At 68.5% G+C, this 15,611-nt stretch carries 14 protein-coding genes; 7 read left to right on the top strand and 7 right to left on the bottom strand.

Features of this window, described 5'->3' with window-relative positions; genetic code table 11:
• The first annotated feature begins 118 nt into the window (after window positions 1-118).
• From GXW76_RS00750 to GXW76_RS00740, 3 genes are read left to right on the top strand one after another with little or no spacing between them, the layout of a single operon-like run.
• Window positions 119-1,330 (top strand): CaiB/BaiF CoA transferase family protein, encoded by a 1,212-nt coding sequence (locus GXW76_RS00750; RefSeq protein WP_211860040.1) that lies wholly within the window; start codon window positions 119-121, stop codon window positions 1,328-1,330.
• A 5-nt stretch (window positions 1,331-1,335) separates the two neighbouring features.
• Entirely contained in the window at window positions 1,336-2,502 is a 1,167-nt protein-coding gene (locus tag GXW76_RS00745) for an acyl-CoA dehydrogenase family protein (protein ID WP_211860038.1), read from the top strand.
• A gap of 16 nt (window positions 2,503-2,518) precedes the next feature.
• Window positions 2,519-3,256 carry an IclR family transcriptional regulator gene (locus GXW76_RS00740; protein WP_211860036.1) on the top strand — a complete coding sequence of 246 codons (738 nt, stop codon included), beginning with the start codon at window positions 2,519-2,521 and terminating at the stop codon, window positions 3,254-3,256.
• Window positions 3,257-3,545: 289 nt separating this feature from the next.
• Here GXW76_RS00740 and GXW76_RS00735 read toward each other — a convergent pair whose 3' ends face one another.
• From GXW76_RS00735 to GXW76_RS00705, 7 genes are all read right to left on the bottom strand, one after another.
• The gene (locus tag GXW76_RS00735) at window positions 3,546-4,646 is read right to left on the bottom strand and encodes a tellurite resistance/C4-dicarboxylate transporter family protein (RefSeq protein ID WP_246513814.1); all 1,101 of its coding nucleotides are present in this window, start codon (window positions 4,644-4,646) and stop codon (window positions 3,546-3,548) included.
• 505 nt (window positions 4,647-5,151) lie between these two features.
• Window positions 5,152-5,904, bottom strand: a complete 753-nt coding sequence (locus GXW76_RS00730) for an ABC transporter ATP-binding protein (RefSeq protein WP_211860032.1) — start codon at window positions 5,902-5,904, stop codon at window positions 5,152-5,154.
• A complete protein-coding gene (locus GXW76_RS00725) occupies window positions 5,885-7,684 on the bottom strand; it encodes a branched-chain amino acid ABC transporter ATP-binding protein/permease (RefSeq protein WP_211860030.1) in 1,800 nt (599 codons plus the stop codon). The genes GXW76_RS00730 and GXW76_RS00725 overlap by 20 nt, the downstream gene beginning before the upstream one ends.
• Entirely contained in the window at window positions 7,684-8,541 is an 858-nt protein-coding gene (locus GXW76_RS00720) for a branched-chain amino acid ABC transporter permease (RefSeq protein WP_211860028.1), read from the bottom strand. Before GXW76_RS00720 ends, GXW76_RS00725 begins: the two co-directional genes overlap by 1 nt.
• Window positions 8,542-8,565: 24 nt before the next feature.
• Window positions 8,566-9,750, bottom strand: a complete 1,185-nt coding sequence (locus tag GXW76_RS00715) for an ABC transporter substrate-binding protein (RefSeq protein ID WP_211860027.1) — start codon at window positions 9,748-9,750, stop codon at window positions 8,566-8,568.
• Window positions 9,751-9,790: 40 nt separating this feature from the next.
• Window positions 9,791-10,873 carry a mandelate racemase/muconate lactonizing enzyme family protein gene (locus tag GXW76_RS00710; RefSeq protein ID WP_211860026.1) on the bottom strand — a complete coding sequence of 361 codons (1,083 nt, stop codon included), beginning with the start codon at window positions 10,871-10,873 and terminating at the stop codon, window positions 9,791-9,793.
• On the bottom strand, window positions 10,870-11,994 hold the full coding sequence (locus GXW76_RS00705) for a mandelate racemase/muconate lactonizing enzyme family protein (protein WP_211860025.1): 1,125 nt from the start codon (window positions 11,992-11,994) through the stop codon (window positions 10,870-10,872). The genes GXW76_RS00710 and GXW76_RS00705 overlap by 4 nt, the downstream gene beginning before the upstream one ends.
• Window positions 11,995-12,116: 122 nt before the next feature.
• On the opposite strand from GXW76_RS00705, the gene GXW76_RS00700 reads away from it, so the two are divergent.
• The 4 genes from GXW76_RS00700 (at window position 12,117) to egtD (ending at window position 15,588) form a co-directional block, all read left to right on the top strand.
• Entirely contained in the window at window positions 12,117-13,016 is a 900-nt protein-coding gene (locus GXW76_RS00700) for a LysR family transcriptional regulator (protein ID WP_211860024.1), read from the top strand.
• Window positions 13,017-13,144: 128 nt separating this feature from the next.
• Window positions 13,145-13,342, top strand: coding sequence for a hypothetical protein (locus GXW76_RS00695; protein WP_211860023.1), 198 nt, complete (start codon window positions 13,145-13,147; stop codon window positions 13,340-13,342).
• Between the two features lie 54 nt (window positions 13,343-13,396).
• Window positions 13,397-14,593, top strand: coding sequence for an ergothioneine biosynthesis protein EgtB (egtB, locus tag GXW76_RS00690; protein ID WP_211860022.1), 1,197 nt, complete (start codon window positions 13,397-13,399; stop codon window positions 14,591-14,593).
• Window positions 14,593-15,588, top strand: coding sequence for an L-histidine N(alpha)-methyltransferase (gene egtD / locus GXW76_RS00685; protein ID WP_211860020.1), 996 nt, complete (start codon window positions 14,593-14,595; stop codon window positions 15,586-15,588). The genes egtB and egtD overlap by 1 nt, the downstream gene beginning before the upstream one ends.
• The last annotated feature ends 23 nt before the right edge of the window (window positions 15,589-15,611 follow it).

Raw genomic sequence — 15,611 nt, 5'->3', positions numbered from 1 at the left:
CCTCCGCGTCGACTGATGCCGTCGTCGTTTGACAGTATTTTCGCACCGGTGTTCTTTTTGTCCATACATGTGAACACCACAGCCCCGCCGCCGGCGACGGGCCGGAGGATGCCCGACCATGCCAGGCCCGCTCGACGGCATCCGCGTCCTCGACCTCACCTCGACCCTGATGGGCCCCTATGCGACGCAGACGCTCGCGGACATGGGCGCCGAGGTGGTGAAGGTGGAACCGCCGGAAGGCGACATCGTCCGCCATATCGGCCCGTCGCGGAATGCGGGCATGGGGCCGATCTTCCTCAACACCAACCGCGGCAAGCAGAGCCTGGTGCTCGACCTGAAGAAGCCGGATGGGCTCGCGGCCGCGCTGCGCCTCGCCGCCCGCTCGGACGTGCTGGTCTACAACCTGCGCCCGCATTCGATGGAAAAGCTCGGCCTCGGCTACGAGGCGGTGGCGAAGGTCAATCCGCGCATCGTCTATGCCGGCGTCTACGGCTTCGGGCAGGACGGGCCCTATGCCGCGCTGCCGGCCTATGACGACCTGATGCAGGGCGCCACCGGCGTCGCCGCGCTGAACGCCCGCATCCATGGCGGCACGCCGGGCTACGTCCCGCTCGGGCTGGTGGATCGCATCGTCGGGCTGGCGGCATCGGGCGCCATCTCCGCCGCGCTGCTGCACCGGGAGAAGACCGGCCAGGGCCAGCGCGTGGACGTGCCGATGTTCGAGACGATGCTGCCCTTCGTCCTCGGCGACCATCTCGGCGGCCTGTCCTACGACCCGCCGCTCGACCAGGGCGGCTATGCGCGCATGCTCTCGCCGGGCCGCCGGCCCTACCGCACGCGGGACGGCTGGATCTGCGCCATGGTCTACACCGACAAGCACTGGCGCGCCTTCTGTGCGGGGCTCGGGATGCCGGACCTCGTCGCCACCGATCCTCGCTTCGCCGACCACGGCGCGCGCATCGCCCATATCGACGAGATCCTCGACATGGTCTCCGGCATCATGGCGCAGCGCGACACCGCCGAATGGATGGAGTTCTTCATCAAGGCCGACATCCCGGCCATGCCGGTGAACGAGATCGCCGCCCTGTTCGACGACCCGCACCTGCGCGCCACCGGCTTCTTCGAGGATGAGGACCACCCCACCGAAGGCCGCCTGCGCCGCCCAGCCATCGGCCCGCGCTGGTCCGGCAGCCCCACCGGGGAACGTCGCGCGGCCCCGCGCCTCGGCGCCGATGGCGCTGCCGTGCTGCGGGATGCGGGATACACGCAGGACGAGATCGCGCAGCTCGCCGCCCTCGGCGTGACGCGGCTGCCGGAGTCAGGAGACTAACGCCCATGCACTTCACCCTCACCCCCGACCAGGAGGCGATCCGCGACGCCGTCGCCGCCATCTGCACGCGCTTCGACGATTCCTACTGGCTGGAGAAGGACCGCCACGGCGGCTTCCCGCACGACTTCCACGCCGCCATCGCCGAGGCCGGCTTCCTCGGCATCTGCATCCCGGAAGCCTATGGCGGATCGGGCCTCGGCATCACCGAGGCCGCGCTGATGATGGAGACGATCGCGGCCTCCGGCGGCGGCATGTCGGCCTCCACCGCCGTGCACATCAACATCTTCGGCCTCAACCCGGTCGTCGTCTTCGGCACCGAGGAGCAGAAGCGCCGCTTCCTGCCGCCGCTTGCGCAGGGCAAGGAAAAGGCCTGCTTCGGCGTGACCGAGCCGACCACCGGCCTCGACACCACGCGGCTCAAGACGCGCGCCGTGCGCAAGGGCGACCGCTACATCGTCGATGGCCAGAAGGTGTGGATCAGCACGGCGCAGGTGGCCGACCGCATCCTGCTGCTCGCGCGCACCACGCCGATCGAGGAAACCCGCCGCCCCGCCGACGGCATCTCGCTGTTCTACACGACGCTCGACCGCACCAAGGCGAGCGTGCGCGAGATCGAGAAGATGGGCCGCAAGGCGGTCGACTCGAACGAGATCTTCTTCGAGGGCTACGAGATCCCGGTCGAGGACCGCATCGGCGAGGAAGGCAAGGGCTTCCGCTACATCCTGCACGGGCTGAACCCCGAGCGCGTGCTGCTGGCCGCGGAGGCGGTCGGCCTCGGCCGCGCGGCGCTGAACAAGGCCGCCGGCTATGCGCGCGACCGCGTGGTGTTCGGCCGGCCCATCGGCAAGAACCAGGCGGTACAGCACCCGCTGGCGCAGGACTGGATGGCGCTGGAAGCCGCCTGGCTGATGACGCTGAACGCGGCCTGGCGCTACGACCAGGGCCTCGAATGCGGGGCGCAGGCGAATGCGGCGAAGTACCTGTCGGGCGAGGCCGGTCTGAAGGCCTGCCAGAACGCCATCATGACGCATGGCGGTTTCGGCTATGCCCGCGAGTACCACGTGGAACGCTACCTGCGCGAAGCCATGATCCCGTGGATCGCACCCGTCAGCCCCAACATGATCTGCAGCTACATCGCGGAGAAGGTGCTCGGGCTGCCGAAATCCTACTGACCGGAGTGCGAGGGCGATGACCGTCCGCCAGGCCGCGCATGTGCTGGAACTGCTGGAGTACTTCGCCCGCCGGCGCCGCCCCGCGACATTGTCGGAGGTCGCGCAGGATCTCGGCTGGCCGCGCTCCAGCACCTTCAACCTTCTCGGCACGCTGGCGGAACGCGGCTATCTCTACGAGCCGCGCGCGCGCGACGGATACTACCCCACGCCGCGCCTGCTCGCCCTCGCGCAGTCCATCGCGGAGGCTGAGCCGCTGCCGGAGGCACTGACCACGCTGCTGCGCGAACTCGTGGGCGAGACCGGCGAGACCGCCGCCATCGCCGCCTCGGCCGGCACCTCCGCGGTGTTCATCGAGGTGTGCGAGTCGCTGAAGCCGGTCCGCTACTTCGCGCAGGCCGGCCTGCGCATGCCGATCCACATCACCTCCTGCGGGCGCGCGATCCTGTCACAGTACCGGCCGCCCGAACGCGCGGCGGTGCTGCGCAGGGTGACCTACGAGCGCTTCGGGCCATCCACTCCGATGAGTGCGGCCGAAGTGGAGGCGGAGATCCGCCATTCCCTGGAGCGCGGCTGGTTCCAGAACCTGGCCGAGTTCAGCCAGGACCTCTGCGGCGTGTCGCTGCCCCTGCCCTTGGCGGGGCGGCAACTCGCGCTTGTGGTCGCCGGCCCGATCAGCCGGATGCAGGACCGCATCCCGGCGCTGGCCGCACGCATGCGCCGCGGCCTGGAGCGTGCCCTCCCCGCCGGCGGCTGACGGGAGGGCTTCGCGCCGTGGCGCTTTGCCTTCCGCCGCCACCCGGGCCTGCCGCGACGCTTGCCGTGATGAGCGTCATTGAGCCCGGAAACTGGAGAAGGATGATCCGGGCCCACCCCTTCAATCCCCAGCAAGGGATTGCAGGCGTGGCCTGCCGCAAGACGATCTCTGAGGCGGTGAAGAACCCGGGCGCTCCCGATCGGCCCGGTCGCATGGCGTGCGTGTTCGCATGTCCCACGGCGCAAGAGCCTCGGCTCTTCATGGCGCCTGGCCTCGTCTTCGCCATCACCTACCGGCATGATTGAGTCGACGCCCTGGCCCGCGCGGCATTGATCACCTTCAGTATGCGGAGAACGAGCCCCGAGAAGGTGGCGAACCATGCCGCCAGCGCGACATGGATGAAGACATCGGGAATCACCGCAAGGAACGGCAGATCCAGCGCACGCGCAAGCTGCAGCGTGCCGGTGGTGTACATGCCCAGGGGAAAGACCATGCCCCAGAACGTTGGCTCGTAGCGCAGCGGGTCCCGCCGCACGAGATACCGCCACAGGGTGAGTGCGATGAGGAATGGGATCCACCAGCTGGCGGCCGCCCAGAAGAACAGGGTGAAGCCCTTCAGGAACGGCGTGAATCCGGCCAGCACCGGCCATGTGCTGCTCCGCAGCAGCAGGGTCGATCCTGCGAGGGTGCTGATGGCGACGGCACCCATGTTGATCCAGTAAGGCGGCCCGAAATCCATCGAGCCGAGCCGCACGAAGGTCAAACGGTAGAAGATCAGCGGGATGATGGCCAGGTAGAGCATGCAGCCAACCATGAAATAGGCGAGACACAGGAATTGGATTGCGGGTGATGGTGCAGTCGCGGCGCCCAGAGTACCCTTGAGCACGACGATGGACTGAGTTGCCACTGCGGCGATCAGCCAGGCCCCGTTGATCCCGTCGGCCAGCGAAGGCTTGCGCTCACGGATCGTGACTGCCGTGAAGAAGGCATACATCACCAGGAACCAGAGCCCGAGGCCCAGATACCAGAGCACGCCGGCCAACTCCCCCGCGCCGGTGACCACGGCTGTTTGGGTACCGAGCACGCAAGTGCCGGCAACGATGGTGAAGAATCCTGGTGCGCGCTGGTGGTTCGAGAGATCCTGTGCCATGCGGCGCGGATAGAAGGCGAGGCGCGCAAGGGTCAGACCCCAGAGTACCAGGTATCCGATCCAGGCAACGGCCACGAGCGGCATCGCAATCCAACGAAGTCCGAGCAAATGGCTCGCTATGGAGATCACACCCGTCGCCATGACGAAGGCGAAGTATCCGGGGAAGAGATCACGCGCTGCGTCCAGCACCAATGTCGCGACCGGACGCAAGCGCCATGACGTCGAATGAGGTTGTTCCATGCTCACGCCCACAAGCGGATTGACCTGAGCCCCCCTTTTCTCCGCCACCGCCGATGGCTGGAGGCCAGGCTGGTGATGGTCCTACGTCATGGCAGCCAAGGCAATGCGAGTAGCCTCGGCGGGTGTGAGGCCTCCCGCTCCGCCACGCGGCCGCATCTGGTTGCAGTCGTCGCGCCGAGCGGACCGGCGACGGTTTGTGGAGCACCATCGGCAGCGTCATCGACGGCTTCAGTTCATTCGAATGCGCCGACTGCTTCTCCGCCGCTGGATGTGACCCGGCCGGATCGGAACGAGCTCTTGGGAGACCTGTGCGCGGCTGCCTTGTATCGTGGTTTCGTCAGCGCCGGACGCGTTCGGTTGTCCAATGGCTGCGGGTGGGCCGCGGTTCGGCTCGTGCGGTCAGGCTGCGTGGAGATGAAGCCCGCCGGCATGGCGGGATTCCCTACTCATGAACAGGGAACAGCTCGGCTTCGACAGAGGATGGATCGGTCCGGGATCCGGGCATTCACGCATGCAGGGCCGTGGGGACATCCTGGCCGAAATAGGCATGCTCCAACCGGTGCGGCAGGTCGCCCTCCTTCGCCCCGGCCTCAAGCACGATGCGACCCTGCGCCAGCGCATAAACGCGGTCGGAGACGGCGAGCGTCTTCTCGATCAACTGCTCGACCAACAGAACCGAGGTGCCCTTGGCCCGCAGCTCGCTCACGACGCCGAGCACGCGGTCCACCAGCACAGGGGAAAGACCGGCGGACGGTTCGTCCAACATCAGCAGTCGCGGCCGCCGTACCAGGCCCTGCGCAACCGCGAGCATCTGCTGCTGCCCGCCGCTCAGCGCTCCGCCGCGATCGTGTCGCTTGGCGGCGATCTCGGGGAAGTAGGACAGTGCCTCTTCGATGCGCGCCGAACGCTCCCTGCGCGGCAGGTCGTAGCCGGCGAGCAGCAGGTTGTCGGCCACCGAGATCTGCGTGAAGACGCGGTGCCCCTCGATGACGTGCACCAGGCCCGCGCGTGCGGCGTCCCGCGGGCTTGCGCGCGACAGGTCCTGACCGTCGAAGGTCACGCTGCCCGCCGTGACGGGCAGCAGGCCCGACATCGAGCGCAGCAGTGTCGTCTTGCCCGCACCATTGGGGCCGAGCAGCGCCACGACCTCGCCGGCGCCGATGCGCAGGTTCACGCCGTGCAACACAGCGATCTTGCCGTAGCCGGCCTCGAGGCCCGCGACCTCGAGAAGGCTCCGCTCAGGCGCCGAGATAGGCACTGACGACCTCCTTGTGCACGCGGATCTCGGCCGGCGTCCCCGCTGCGAGTACCTTGCCGAGGTTCAGCACGGTCACCTGGTCGCAGATATCGAAGATGAGGTCGGCATGGTGCTCGACCAGCAGCACACCGGTCCCGTGCCGGCTGATACCGCGGACCAGCGCGCCGAGGCGGCGGATCTCCTCGGCCGAGAGGCCCGCCGCCGGCTCGTCCAGCATCAGGAATGCGGGGCGGAGCATCAGTGCACGCGCGATCTCCATGAAGCGTAGCTCGCTGTGCTGCAGCCGGTCGGCGCGCGCGGCGGCGAGGTCCGCGAGGCCGACCGCCTCCAGCGCCAGGCGGGCGCGGGCCTCGAGCTCGCGCTCGTCGCGGCGGTGCCGCGGCAGGGCGAACAGCGCCTCGGCGAAGCCGGCGGTGCCGTCGATGGTGCCGCCGATCATGACGTTCTCGAGCACCGAGGCCTCGCCGATCAGGCGCGGCGTCTGGAAGGTGCGGGCGATGCGCAGCGTGGCGCGGCCTTCCGGGTCGCCGGCCCTCAGAGGGTTGGTTCCGATCGCCATGCTGCCGGCTTCCGGCCGATAGTAGCCGGAGATGACATTGAGCGTCGTCGTCTTGCCGCTGCCGTTTGGCCCGATGAGCCCGTGCACCTGGCCGGGTGCGACCTCGAGATCCAGCCCGTCGATCGCACGCACGCCGCCGAAGGCGAGCACGATGCCGGACAGCCGCATTGGTTCCGGCACCTTGCGCTGGCCGAGCAGCGCGTCGAGCGCAGCGGTCCGCGGGGTGATGACGCGGTTCTCCGGCAGCTTGCGCCGGCTGCGCGGGTCGATCAGCGCCGCGATGCCGCCCGGCATGGCGAGCACGATGACCAGCAGCAGCGCGGCATAGAGGAAGGTTGACCAGGCGGCGAGCGGCGCCGCGATCTCCGGCAGGAGGGTCAGGATCACCGTGCCGAGGAGTGGGCCCAGGATCGACCCGCGGCCGCCGATCAGGATGGCGATGAAGAACAGCAGGGAAAGGTCGAAGGTGAAGGCATCGGGCGTGATGTAGGTCTGCAGCGTGGCGAAGAGACCGCCGGCCATCGCCGCCAGCGCCCCGGCGAGGATGAAGACCAGCACGAGCAGCCGCGGCTTGCGGATGCCCGAGGCCTCGGCCGCGACCTCGGCGTCGCGCACCGCGACCAGGGCGCGACCGAAGCGGCTGCGCGCGATGTTCGCCGTGAGCCAGGTGCAGACCGCCGCGAAGCCGAGACAGAAGTAGAGGAAGCCCCAGGTGGTATCGAGCGGTTCCGGCATCTCCGGCCCGGCGATGCCGATGCCGCCGCCGGTCACGTCCTGCCAGGCGAGCGTGATCTGCGTGACGATGGTGGCGAAGCCCAGCGTCGTCATGGCGAAGTAGAAGGTGCGCAGGCGCAGAGCCGGCAGGCCGACCACGACGCCGGCCACTGCGCCCGCGACGCCGGCTGCGCCGAGCGCCGCGAAGGCCGGCAGCGGCGGGAAGACGTTGCCCGCGGCAAGCACGCTGGTGGTGTAGGCACCGATCGTCAGCAGCGCGACGTAGCCGATGGCGAGCTGCCCGGCATAGCCGACGATGAGGTTCAAGCCCGCCACCAGCACCCAGTAGACCGCCATGCGGGTGGCGATCAGCCCCCAATAGGCATTGCCCGTCAGCGGCATGGCCAGGCCGATGGCCAGCAGCAGCAGGAAGGGCCAGAGCGGCGAGAGCGGCCCCGCCACCTTCGGTCGGGTCCGGGGTGGCGCGGTTCCGGTCATCGCGTCCATCAGACCCTCCGCGCCGCCTGCGCGCCGAACATGCCCTGCGGCGCGGCGAGAAGGACGATGATGAACAGTGTGAACACGGCGACCGAGGAGAAGATGCCGCCGACCATGAAGTTCGCCGCCTGCTGGAAGAGGCCAAGGACGAAGCCGCCGATCACCGCGCCGCGGTTGTTGCCGAGCCCGCCCAGGGCAACAGGGATGAAGCCGTAGAAGTTCAGCAGCGAGCCGTTGGCGAAGAAGGCGAGCAGCAGCTGCCCGCCAGCGAAGCCCGCCAGCGCGCCGATCGCGCCGGCGAGCGCATAGCTCGCCATGCGCAGGTTGCGTTCGGGCAGGCCGAGGGCGCGGGCGGCGAAATTGTCCTCGGCGATGGCGACGAAGGCGCGCCCGACCAGCGTGCGGCGGTAGAGGTATTCGAGGCCGATGATGGTCGCGATGCAGACCACGACCGGCAGCCAGTATTTCTCATCCCAGATGCCGCTGCCGAAGTTCACCAGGCGCGGGAAGGGCTGCGGCTCCGTGCTCCATTCCATGGCCGTCGTGTGCTGGATCAGCAGCGCGAGGGCCAACGTCGTCAGCACGTAGAGGTGTTGTTCGAGGCTCTTGAGCACCGGGCGCACGGCGACGATCTCGGTCACCACGCCAATCAGCGCGCAGCAGATCAGCGTCAGCGCCAGGGCCGGCAGGACCGGCAGGCCCAGGCGGAGCATGAACATGGACCCGAAGACGCCGCCGAGCATGCCGAGCTGCCCGGCGGTGAAGCTCATGACGCGGGAGGTGGCGAACATCGTGTTGTAGGTGATGCCGATCAGCGCGTAGACCGCACCGACGGCAAGACCCGAGGCGATGATGGATGCGAGCATCGGTGTCCTCCCGCGCCGCCCCGCTCAGTAGCCCGGGGCCAGGGTGAAGGCGCCGTTGCGCGCGGAATTGGCGGCGGACATCACCACCTCCTCCACCGGGAAGCCGTTATGCTGGGTGGGTGAGTAGGAGTAGGTGCCGAAATAGCCGGGATAATTCCGCAGGCTGTTCCAGTTGCCGATGATGGCGTCGTTGGAGGTCGATCCGGTCGCGTCCACCGCCTTGGCGATGAGGTCGATGGCATCGATTGCCGAGGCCACCCACCAGAGCAGCGTGTCCTGGAGGTTCACCTTGCCTTGCAGACGCCGCACCAGGTCCGCCGTGCGCGGCGGCAGGTTGCCCGCGGCATCGTAGGAACAGCTGCGGTAGCCGATGGCGTAGACCTTCTCCCAGTTCGCCGGGCGCTCCACCAGGCTGCCGATCTCGCCCGAGGACAGCGCGGGATGGCCGACGAAGGGCACGTCCCAGTTCATCGTCGCACGCGTGTTCAGCATGCGCGCGATCATGCCGGTGGACACCGACCAGATGACGATCGCCTGCGCGCCGGCATTGCGGGCGCGCAGCATGTCTGGCGTCATGTCCGGCTGCGTCGCGTCGATGTTCGCCTTGTAGACGACCTCGGCACCGTCGCGCTGGAAGCCGGCGACCGAGGCGTTGACGGCGCTGACGCCGTAGCCCGTCGTGTCGCCGATCACCGCTACCTTGCGCGCATTGACGCGGTTCAGGCAGTAGCCGCGCACCGCGTCGTCCCATTGCGTGTTGGACGGGGTGATGCGGAATGCGTTGGGATAGCGGCGCTCGTCGATCAGCGTGTCGACGACGCAGGGGTGGATGTTGGGCATCTTCGCGCGCGCCATGATGGCGGTCACCGCGAGCGACTCACCCGAATTGGTCGGCCCCCAGATGGCATGGACGCGAAGCTGGCTGATCATCTCCTGCGTCGCGTTCACGGCCTTGGTCGGGTCGCCCTGGGTATCGCGGGTCAGGATCTCGATCCGCCGGCCCTTGACGCCGCCGGCGGCGTTGATGGCCTCGGTCGCAAAGAGCACGCCACGGTTGAAGCCTACGGCCGGTGCCGAACTCGGGCCCGTCAGCGCGGCGAGCCAGCCGATGCGGATCGGGTCGTTCTGCGCGAGGGCGGGGCGGGCGAGCGGGGCGCCGGCGACGAGGCCGGCGCCGCCGAGGGCCAATGAGCGACGCGTGATCTTCATGGACACTTTCCCTCCGTTGCGGCCGGCCTGATGCCGGCGTCTATGATTGCAGGTGGCGGATGTAGTCGCGGTTCAGGGTGAAGCCCCAGCCGGAGCGCTCCGGCACCAGGGCGTCACCCGCATCGAATTCCAGCGCTTCATTGTAGAGCCGTGAGAACCACGGCATGTACTCGAGATAGATCGCGTTCGAGAGAGCGCCGAGCACCTGGATGCTCGTCTCCGGAAACAGGTGGCTCGAGATCGCGATGTCGTGGCTCTGCGCCATGTGGCCGACACGCATGAATTCGCTGACACCGCCGGCGCGCTGCAGGTCCGGCATCAGGATGTCGGCCGAGCGCAGGTCCAGCATTCGGCGGAAGCCGTAGCGCGTGTATTCCGTCTCGCCGCTGGCGATCGGCGTGTCGAGCGCGGCGGCGACGCGGGCCAACCCTTCGAGGTCCCAGCAGGGCAGCGGTTCCTCGAACCAGGTGAGGTTGAAGGGTTCCAGCATCCGTCCCAGGCGGATCGCCTGGGCTTCATTCAGCCCCTGGTTCGCGTCGGCCATCAGCGCGATGCGCGGGCCGATGGCCTCGCGCACGGCGCGCACGCGCGCGGCGTCCTCCACGGGGTCGGCCTTGCCGAGGCGCATCTTCACAGCACCGAAGCCCTGCGCGACGAAGGCCTGGGCCTCGGCCACCAGTTCGTCCACCGTGTGGGACAGCCACAGCCCACCGGAATGGTAGGCCGGCACGCGGTCCCGCGCACCGCCGAGCATGCGGTAGAGCGGCATGTTCGCCGCCTTCCCCGCCGCGTCCCACAATGCGCCGTCGATGGCAGAGATGCCCATCACCGCCACACCCTGGTGGCCGATGAAGTTGATGTCTTTCCACGCACGCGCCCAGAATCCGGCGATGTGCCCTGCATCCTGCCCGACGATCAGGTCCGCGAGGCTGTCCACCATCTGGCGCAGCACCGCGGTGCGGCGGTCATGCAGGGTGAAGACCAGGTTCTCGCCGGTGATCCCGGCATCCGTGCGCACCGTGACGAGAATGACGCCGAAACGCGAGATGGCGCCGAGCGCACTGCCCAGCGGCCTGTCGAGCGGCAGGACGACGGGCGTCATCTCGACGGCGGTGACCTTCATGCGGCGACCTTCGCTTCGGTACGGACCGGCGGTGCGGCGAGGTAGCGCGCAAGGATCGCCGGGTCCGGGTCACAGCCCAGCCCCGGCCCTTTCGGCACCGCCACATGCCCGTCCCGCGCGCGCACCCAGGGATCGAAGGGGTTGGCTTCCATCTCAAGCCACAGCACCTCGACCAGCGGCCGCTCGCACAGTGCCGCGGCGATATGCAGCGTCGCGACGAAGCCCGGGCCAAAATAGGGGCAGTGGGGCACCACCTCGACGCCATGCGCCTGGCAGAGACGGAAGACGCGCAGCATCTCCCCGATGCCGCCGACCTTGGTGACGCTGGGCTGCGCGATGTCGATCGCGCCCGCCTCGACCAATGCCTTGAAGCCGAACATGCCGGCCGTGTTCTCGCCCGCCGAGAGCGGGATGCCGTGCCGGCGCAGGCCGGCGAGCCCGTGCGAATCCTCGGGCGGCCAGACTGGTTCCTCGAGCCAGTAGAGCCCGTCATCCGCAAGTGACGCCGCCATGTCGCGCGCCACCGGCGGCATCCAGGCGCAGTTCACGTCGAGCATGATCGCGGCATCCGGCGCCGCCTCCTTCGCCACGAGCACCGCCTCGCGCGTCACCTCGTGCAGCTTGATGTGACGATAGCCGACGCGGCGCGCGTCCGCGGTGTTGCGCGCCACCAGGCCAAGGTCGTTGCCGTAGGAGAGCAGGCTCGCATAGGCGGGCAGGCTCGCGCGCTCCCGCCCGCCGAGCAGGGCCCAGACCGGCTGCCCGGCGCGCTTGCCCAGCAGGTCCCACAGCGCGATCTCGACGCCGGACACGGCATAGAGATGCGCCCCGTTGCGGCCGAGCAGATGCGTCGCGTGCATCAGCTCGCGCGTCAGCGTCTCGATCGCGCGCGCGTCGCGGCCGAGTACGAGCGGCGCGACGATGGTGTCGAGCGCCGCCTTGGTCGCCGGGATCGCCGCGTGGCCGAAGGCCTCGCCCCAGCCGACCAGGCCGTCCTCCGTCTCGACCCGCACGAGCAGGATCTCGAGCTTCTCCCAGGGCCGACCGGCAAAGAGGGGGTGCGGCCCGCCCATGGTGAAGGGCAGCGCGACGACGGATGTCTCGACGGACGTGATGCGCATGGGCGTTCCTGCCTGCCCCGTCCCTCTGTCGCGAGGGATCTGCCAAGCGCGGCGGCATGATCCTGCGCGGCCCCGAAAATAAGCTCAACACGGCAATGCTTATGTAAATATAATCTCATCTGATGCGCCTGACTTACCGCCAGCTTGAGATCCTCCATGCCGTCGCCCGCCACGGAACTGTGACCGCCGCGGCGGAGACGCTGGGGGTGTCGCAGCCTGCCGTGAGCATGATGCTGCGCGAAAGCCAAGCCGCCATTGGCTTCCCCTTGTTCGGACGACGCAAAGGACGGCTGCATCCGACGGCCGAACTCAGCGTCATCCTCGCGGAGATGGATCGCGTCTTCCAGGGCGTCGCGCGGATCGACCGCCTCATCGACGGCATTCGCGACATGACCGTCGGCTCCGTCGTCGCAGCCGCCACGCCGACACTCGCAGACCATCTGCTTCCGCGTGCCGTCGCGGCCTTTCGCCGGTCGCGGCCCGGCATCCAGGTCGCGTTGCAGACCATGGACAACCTCGGCGTGATCGAGGCGGTGGTGCGCGAACGCGTGGACCTCGGCTTCGTGCTGACGCCGCTCGTGGCGCCTGACCTTCAGGTCGTGGCCCTCGACGAGACCGAGCTGGTCTGCGCCGTGCCGACCTCGCATCCCCTGGCCGGCCGGGACAGCGTGGCCGTCCGCGACCTTCCTGCTTGGCCCCTGATCGGCGTCGGCCGGGGGCTACCGCTCGGCGATCTCGTCGAGGCGGCCTTCGCCGCGGAAGGGCTGCGACGGCGCATCGCGATCGAGGTCACCCAGACATCCGTGGCCCTGTCGCTCGTTCGCGCCGGTGCCGGAATCGCCATAGTCGACCCCTACGGCGCGATGAGCGGCGTGCCTGCGGATCTGACGCTGCTGCGGCTGCACCCCCGGGTCTCCGTCGGGGCAGCGGCCATCGTCCAACGCGGTCGGGCATTGTCGCGGGCAGCGAGGTTGCTGCTGGCGACCACACGGCGGGTCGCCTCAATGCGCAATTCACTGTGATGCACGCCCCCCATGCGCGATCTGCCAGTGATGTAGTCCGGTGACCGAACTGCGCCGGGTATGCCGGAGGCTCCAACCATGGAGCGATGGCGGCGGCGAACTGCTCGCCTGACCTTCGGGAGCGCGCGGTGCCGCTGGTGCTGGAGGGTGTCGGGGAACGCGGCTCGCAGTGGACGACGATCGGCTCGATCGGCGCGATGCGCATCACCCAGGGACGAGTGCCAGGGGCGAAGCCGCCGACCGATATCGAAGCCGCGACCGCCACGCTTCAGTTCGAGATCACGAAGACGAGAAGGCGTCGCATGACGGGCGGCTCAACTGGGTAGATTGGCCATCCCGCCAGCGCCCCCATCTCGGCAGCGGCCCCTGGGAGAGAAGCCATGAACGATCTTGAGTTCAATGCGACACCGGGTGCGGCATTGGCGCGTCGCTTCACTGGCGTACGCGCCCGCACGGAGGCGCTGGTGGCACTGCTATCGCCCGAAGACCAGGTCATCCAATCCATGCCAGACGCCAGCCCGGCCAAATGGCATCGCGCCCACACGACCTGGTTCTTCGAGACATTCGTGCTGCGTCGCTTCGATCCAGGCTACCAGGTGTTCGATCCGGGTTACGCTTTCCTCTTCAACTCCTACTACGAAGCAGCCGGCCCCCGGCATGCGCGGCCCAAGCGTGGCTTGCTGACGCGACCCGGCACGGCGGAGGTATCCGCCTATCGGATACACGTCGATGCCGCCATGGCCCGGTTGCTTGCCGCGCCACCCGAACCTGCCGTTGCCCTGATCGAACTTGGCCTGCAGCACGAAGAGCAGCACCAGGAACTCCTGCGGACCGACATGCTGCATGCGCTGGCGGAGAACCCGCTTCGTCCGGCCTGGGATCCCGACTGGCAGGAGCCATCGCATGCGGCAGGTCCCATCACCTATATCGCGGGCCCGGAGGGCGTGGTGGAAATTGGGCACGCGGGTCCCGGCTTTGCGTTCGACAACGAGACGCCGCGCCACCGCGCCTGGCTCGCGCCCTACCGCATTGCCGACCGCCTGATCACCAACGGTGCCTGGTTGTCCTTCATCGAGGATGGCGGCTATCGCAAGCCGACTCTGTGGATGAGCGACGGATGGGCGGCCTGCGCCGCCGGGGATTGGAAGGCGCCGCTCTATTGGGAGCAGCGCGATGGTGCGTGGTGGCAGTTCACCCCCGGCGGTGTGCGCCCGCTCGAACCCGCCCGCCCGGTACGTCATGTCAGCTGGTACGAGGCGGATGCCTTCGCCCGTTGGGCCGGGAAACGACTGCCGATCGAAGCGGAATTCGAAGCCGCCGCACGTCTGCCGGGCTTCCACGACGCGACGGGGATCGTCTGGCAGTGGACCGGCAGCGCCTACCGGCCCTATCCCGGATTCCAACCTTGGGAAGGCGCCATCGGCGAGTACAATGGCAAGTTCATGGTCGGGCAGATGGTGCTGCGCGGCGGTTCCCTTGCGACCCCGCCCGGCCATGCGCGGCCCAGCTACCGGAATTTCTTCCCGCCCGACAAGCGATGGCAGTTCAGCGGCGTCCGTCTGGCGGAGGATGCGTGATGAGCGCGCACGCCCGGAAGAAGCCGCAGCGCCACGCCAAGGCCGATGACGCCGAGCGCTCGGCCTTGCTCGCCGACGCGCTGCGTGGCCTCGCCGCACCGCAGAAAGCGCTGCCCTGCAAATGGCTCTATGATGAGGCAGGTGCCGCGCTGTTCGGCGAGATCACGCGCCTGCCCGAATACTACCCGACCCGCACCGAGCGCCGCATCCTGCAGGACCGTGCCGCGGAGATCGGAACGGCGGCCGGCCCCGGTGCCGCAGTCGTGGAGTTCGGCTCCGGCGACGGCGAGAAGGCGGCCATCCTGCTCGGTGGCATGCCCAACCCCGCGGCCTATGTTCCGGTGGACATCGCACCGGCCTGGCTCGACGAGGCGAGCCGCAAGGTCGCGGCGGTGCATCCCCGTGTGCCGGTGCTTCCAGTCCTGGCCGACTTCTCGCGACCCTTCGCATTGCCACGCGCACTTGGCGCGGCGCGGCGCGTCGGGTTCTTCCCCGGTTCCACGATCGGGAACTTCACTCCGAGCGAGGCGAGCACCTTCCTCGAGCGTGCGCGCAGAACGCTCGGCGATCGCGCGCTCCTCGTGCTCGGCGCCGATCTCATCAAGGACCGCGATGTGCTGATCCCTGCCTATGACGATGCGGCTGGGATCACGGCGCGCTTCAATCTCAATCTTCTGGCGCGGCTCAATCGCGTGTGCGGCGCCGACTTCGATCTCGCCGCATTTCGCCATTGTGCGAAGTGGAACGACGCGGAAGATCGGATCGAGATGCACCTCATCGCTCGGTGCAGCCAGACGGTGACATTGGCCGGGCGGCGGTTTCACCTTGCGGCGGGCGAAAGCATCCATACCGAGAACAGCCACAAGTACGACCCCGAGAAGCTCGGCCGACTGTTCGCGGCCTCCGGCTGGGTGATCCTTGCCTCCTGGACCGATCCGGATCGGCTTTTCTCGGTCGGGCTTCTGCACGCGCCGCCGGAGACACGGCCTGAGTGATCGCAGAGGATCGCTGCGGGGGC

Origin of the sequence: Neoroseomonas soli (assembly GCF_018129065.1) — a bacterium.
GTDB classification, from domain to species: Bacteria; Pseudomonadota; Alphaproteobacteria; order Acetobacterales; family Acetobacteraceae; genus Neoroseomonas; species Neoroseomonas soli.
The sequence above is the reverse complement of the archived record's forward strand: the minus strand, read 5'-3'. Positions and strand labels throughout refer to the sequence as shown.

Bases quoted from the DNA above. Each gene is read 5' to 3' on its own strand.
- GXW76_RS00740 (WP_211860036.1), top strand. From the start codon at position 2,519: ATGACCGTCCGCCAGGCCGCGCATGTGCTGGAACTGCTGGAGTACTTC.
- GXW76_RS00710 (WP_211860026.1), bottom strand. From the start codon at position 10,873: ATGAAGGTCACCGCCGTCGAGATGACGCCCGTCGTCCTGCCGCTCGAC.
- GXW76_RS00745 (WP_211860038.1), top strand. From the start codon at position 1,336: ATGCACTTCACCCTCACCCCCGACCAGGAGGCGATCCGCGACGCCGTC.
- GXW76_RS00725 (WP_211860030.1), bottom strand. From the start codon at position 7,684: ATGGACGCGATGACCGGAACCGCGCCACCCCGGACCCGACCGAAGGTG.
- egtD (WP_211860020.1), top strand. From the start codon at position 14,593: ATGAGCGCGCACGCCCGGAAGAAGCCGCAGCGCCACGCCAAGGCCGAT.
- GXW76_RS00750 (WP_211860040.1), top strand. From the start codon at position 119: ATGCCAGGCCCGCTCGACGGCATCCGCGTCCTCGACCTCACCTCGACC.
- GXW76_RS00735 (WP_246513814.1), bottom strand. From the start codon at position 4,646: ATGGAACAACCTCATTCGACGTCATGGCGCTTGCGTCCGGTCGCGACA.
- GXW76_RS00715 (WP_211860027.1), bottom strand. From the start codon at position 9,750: ATGAAGATCACGCGTCGCTCATTGGCCCTCGGCGGCGCCGGCCTCGTC.
- GXW76_RS00720 (WP_211860028.1), bottom strand. From the start codon at position 8,541: ATGCTCGCATCCATCATCGCCTCGGGTCTTGCCGTCGGTGCGGTCTAC.
- egtB (WP_211860022.1), top strand. From the start codon at position 13,397: ATGAACGATCTTGAGTTCAATGCGACACCGGGTGCGGCATTGGCGCGT.
- GXW76_RS00705 (WP_211860025.1), bottom strand. From the start codon at position 11,994: ATGCGCATCACGTCCGTCGAGACATCCGTCGTCGCGCTGCCCTTCACC.
- GXW76_RS00700 (WP_211860024.1), top strand. From the start codon at position 12,117: ATGCGCCTGACTTACCGCCAGCTTGAGATCCTCCATGCCGTCGCCCGC.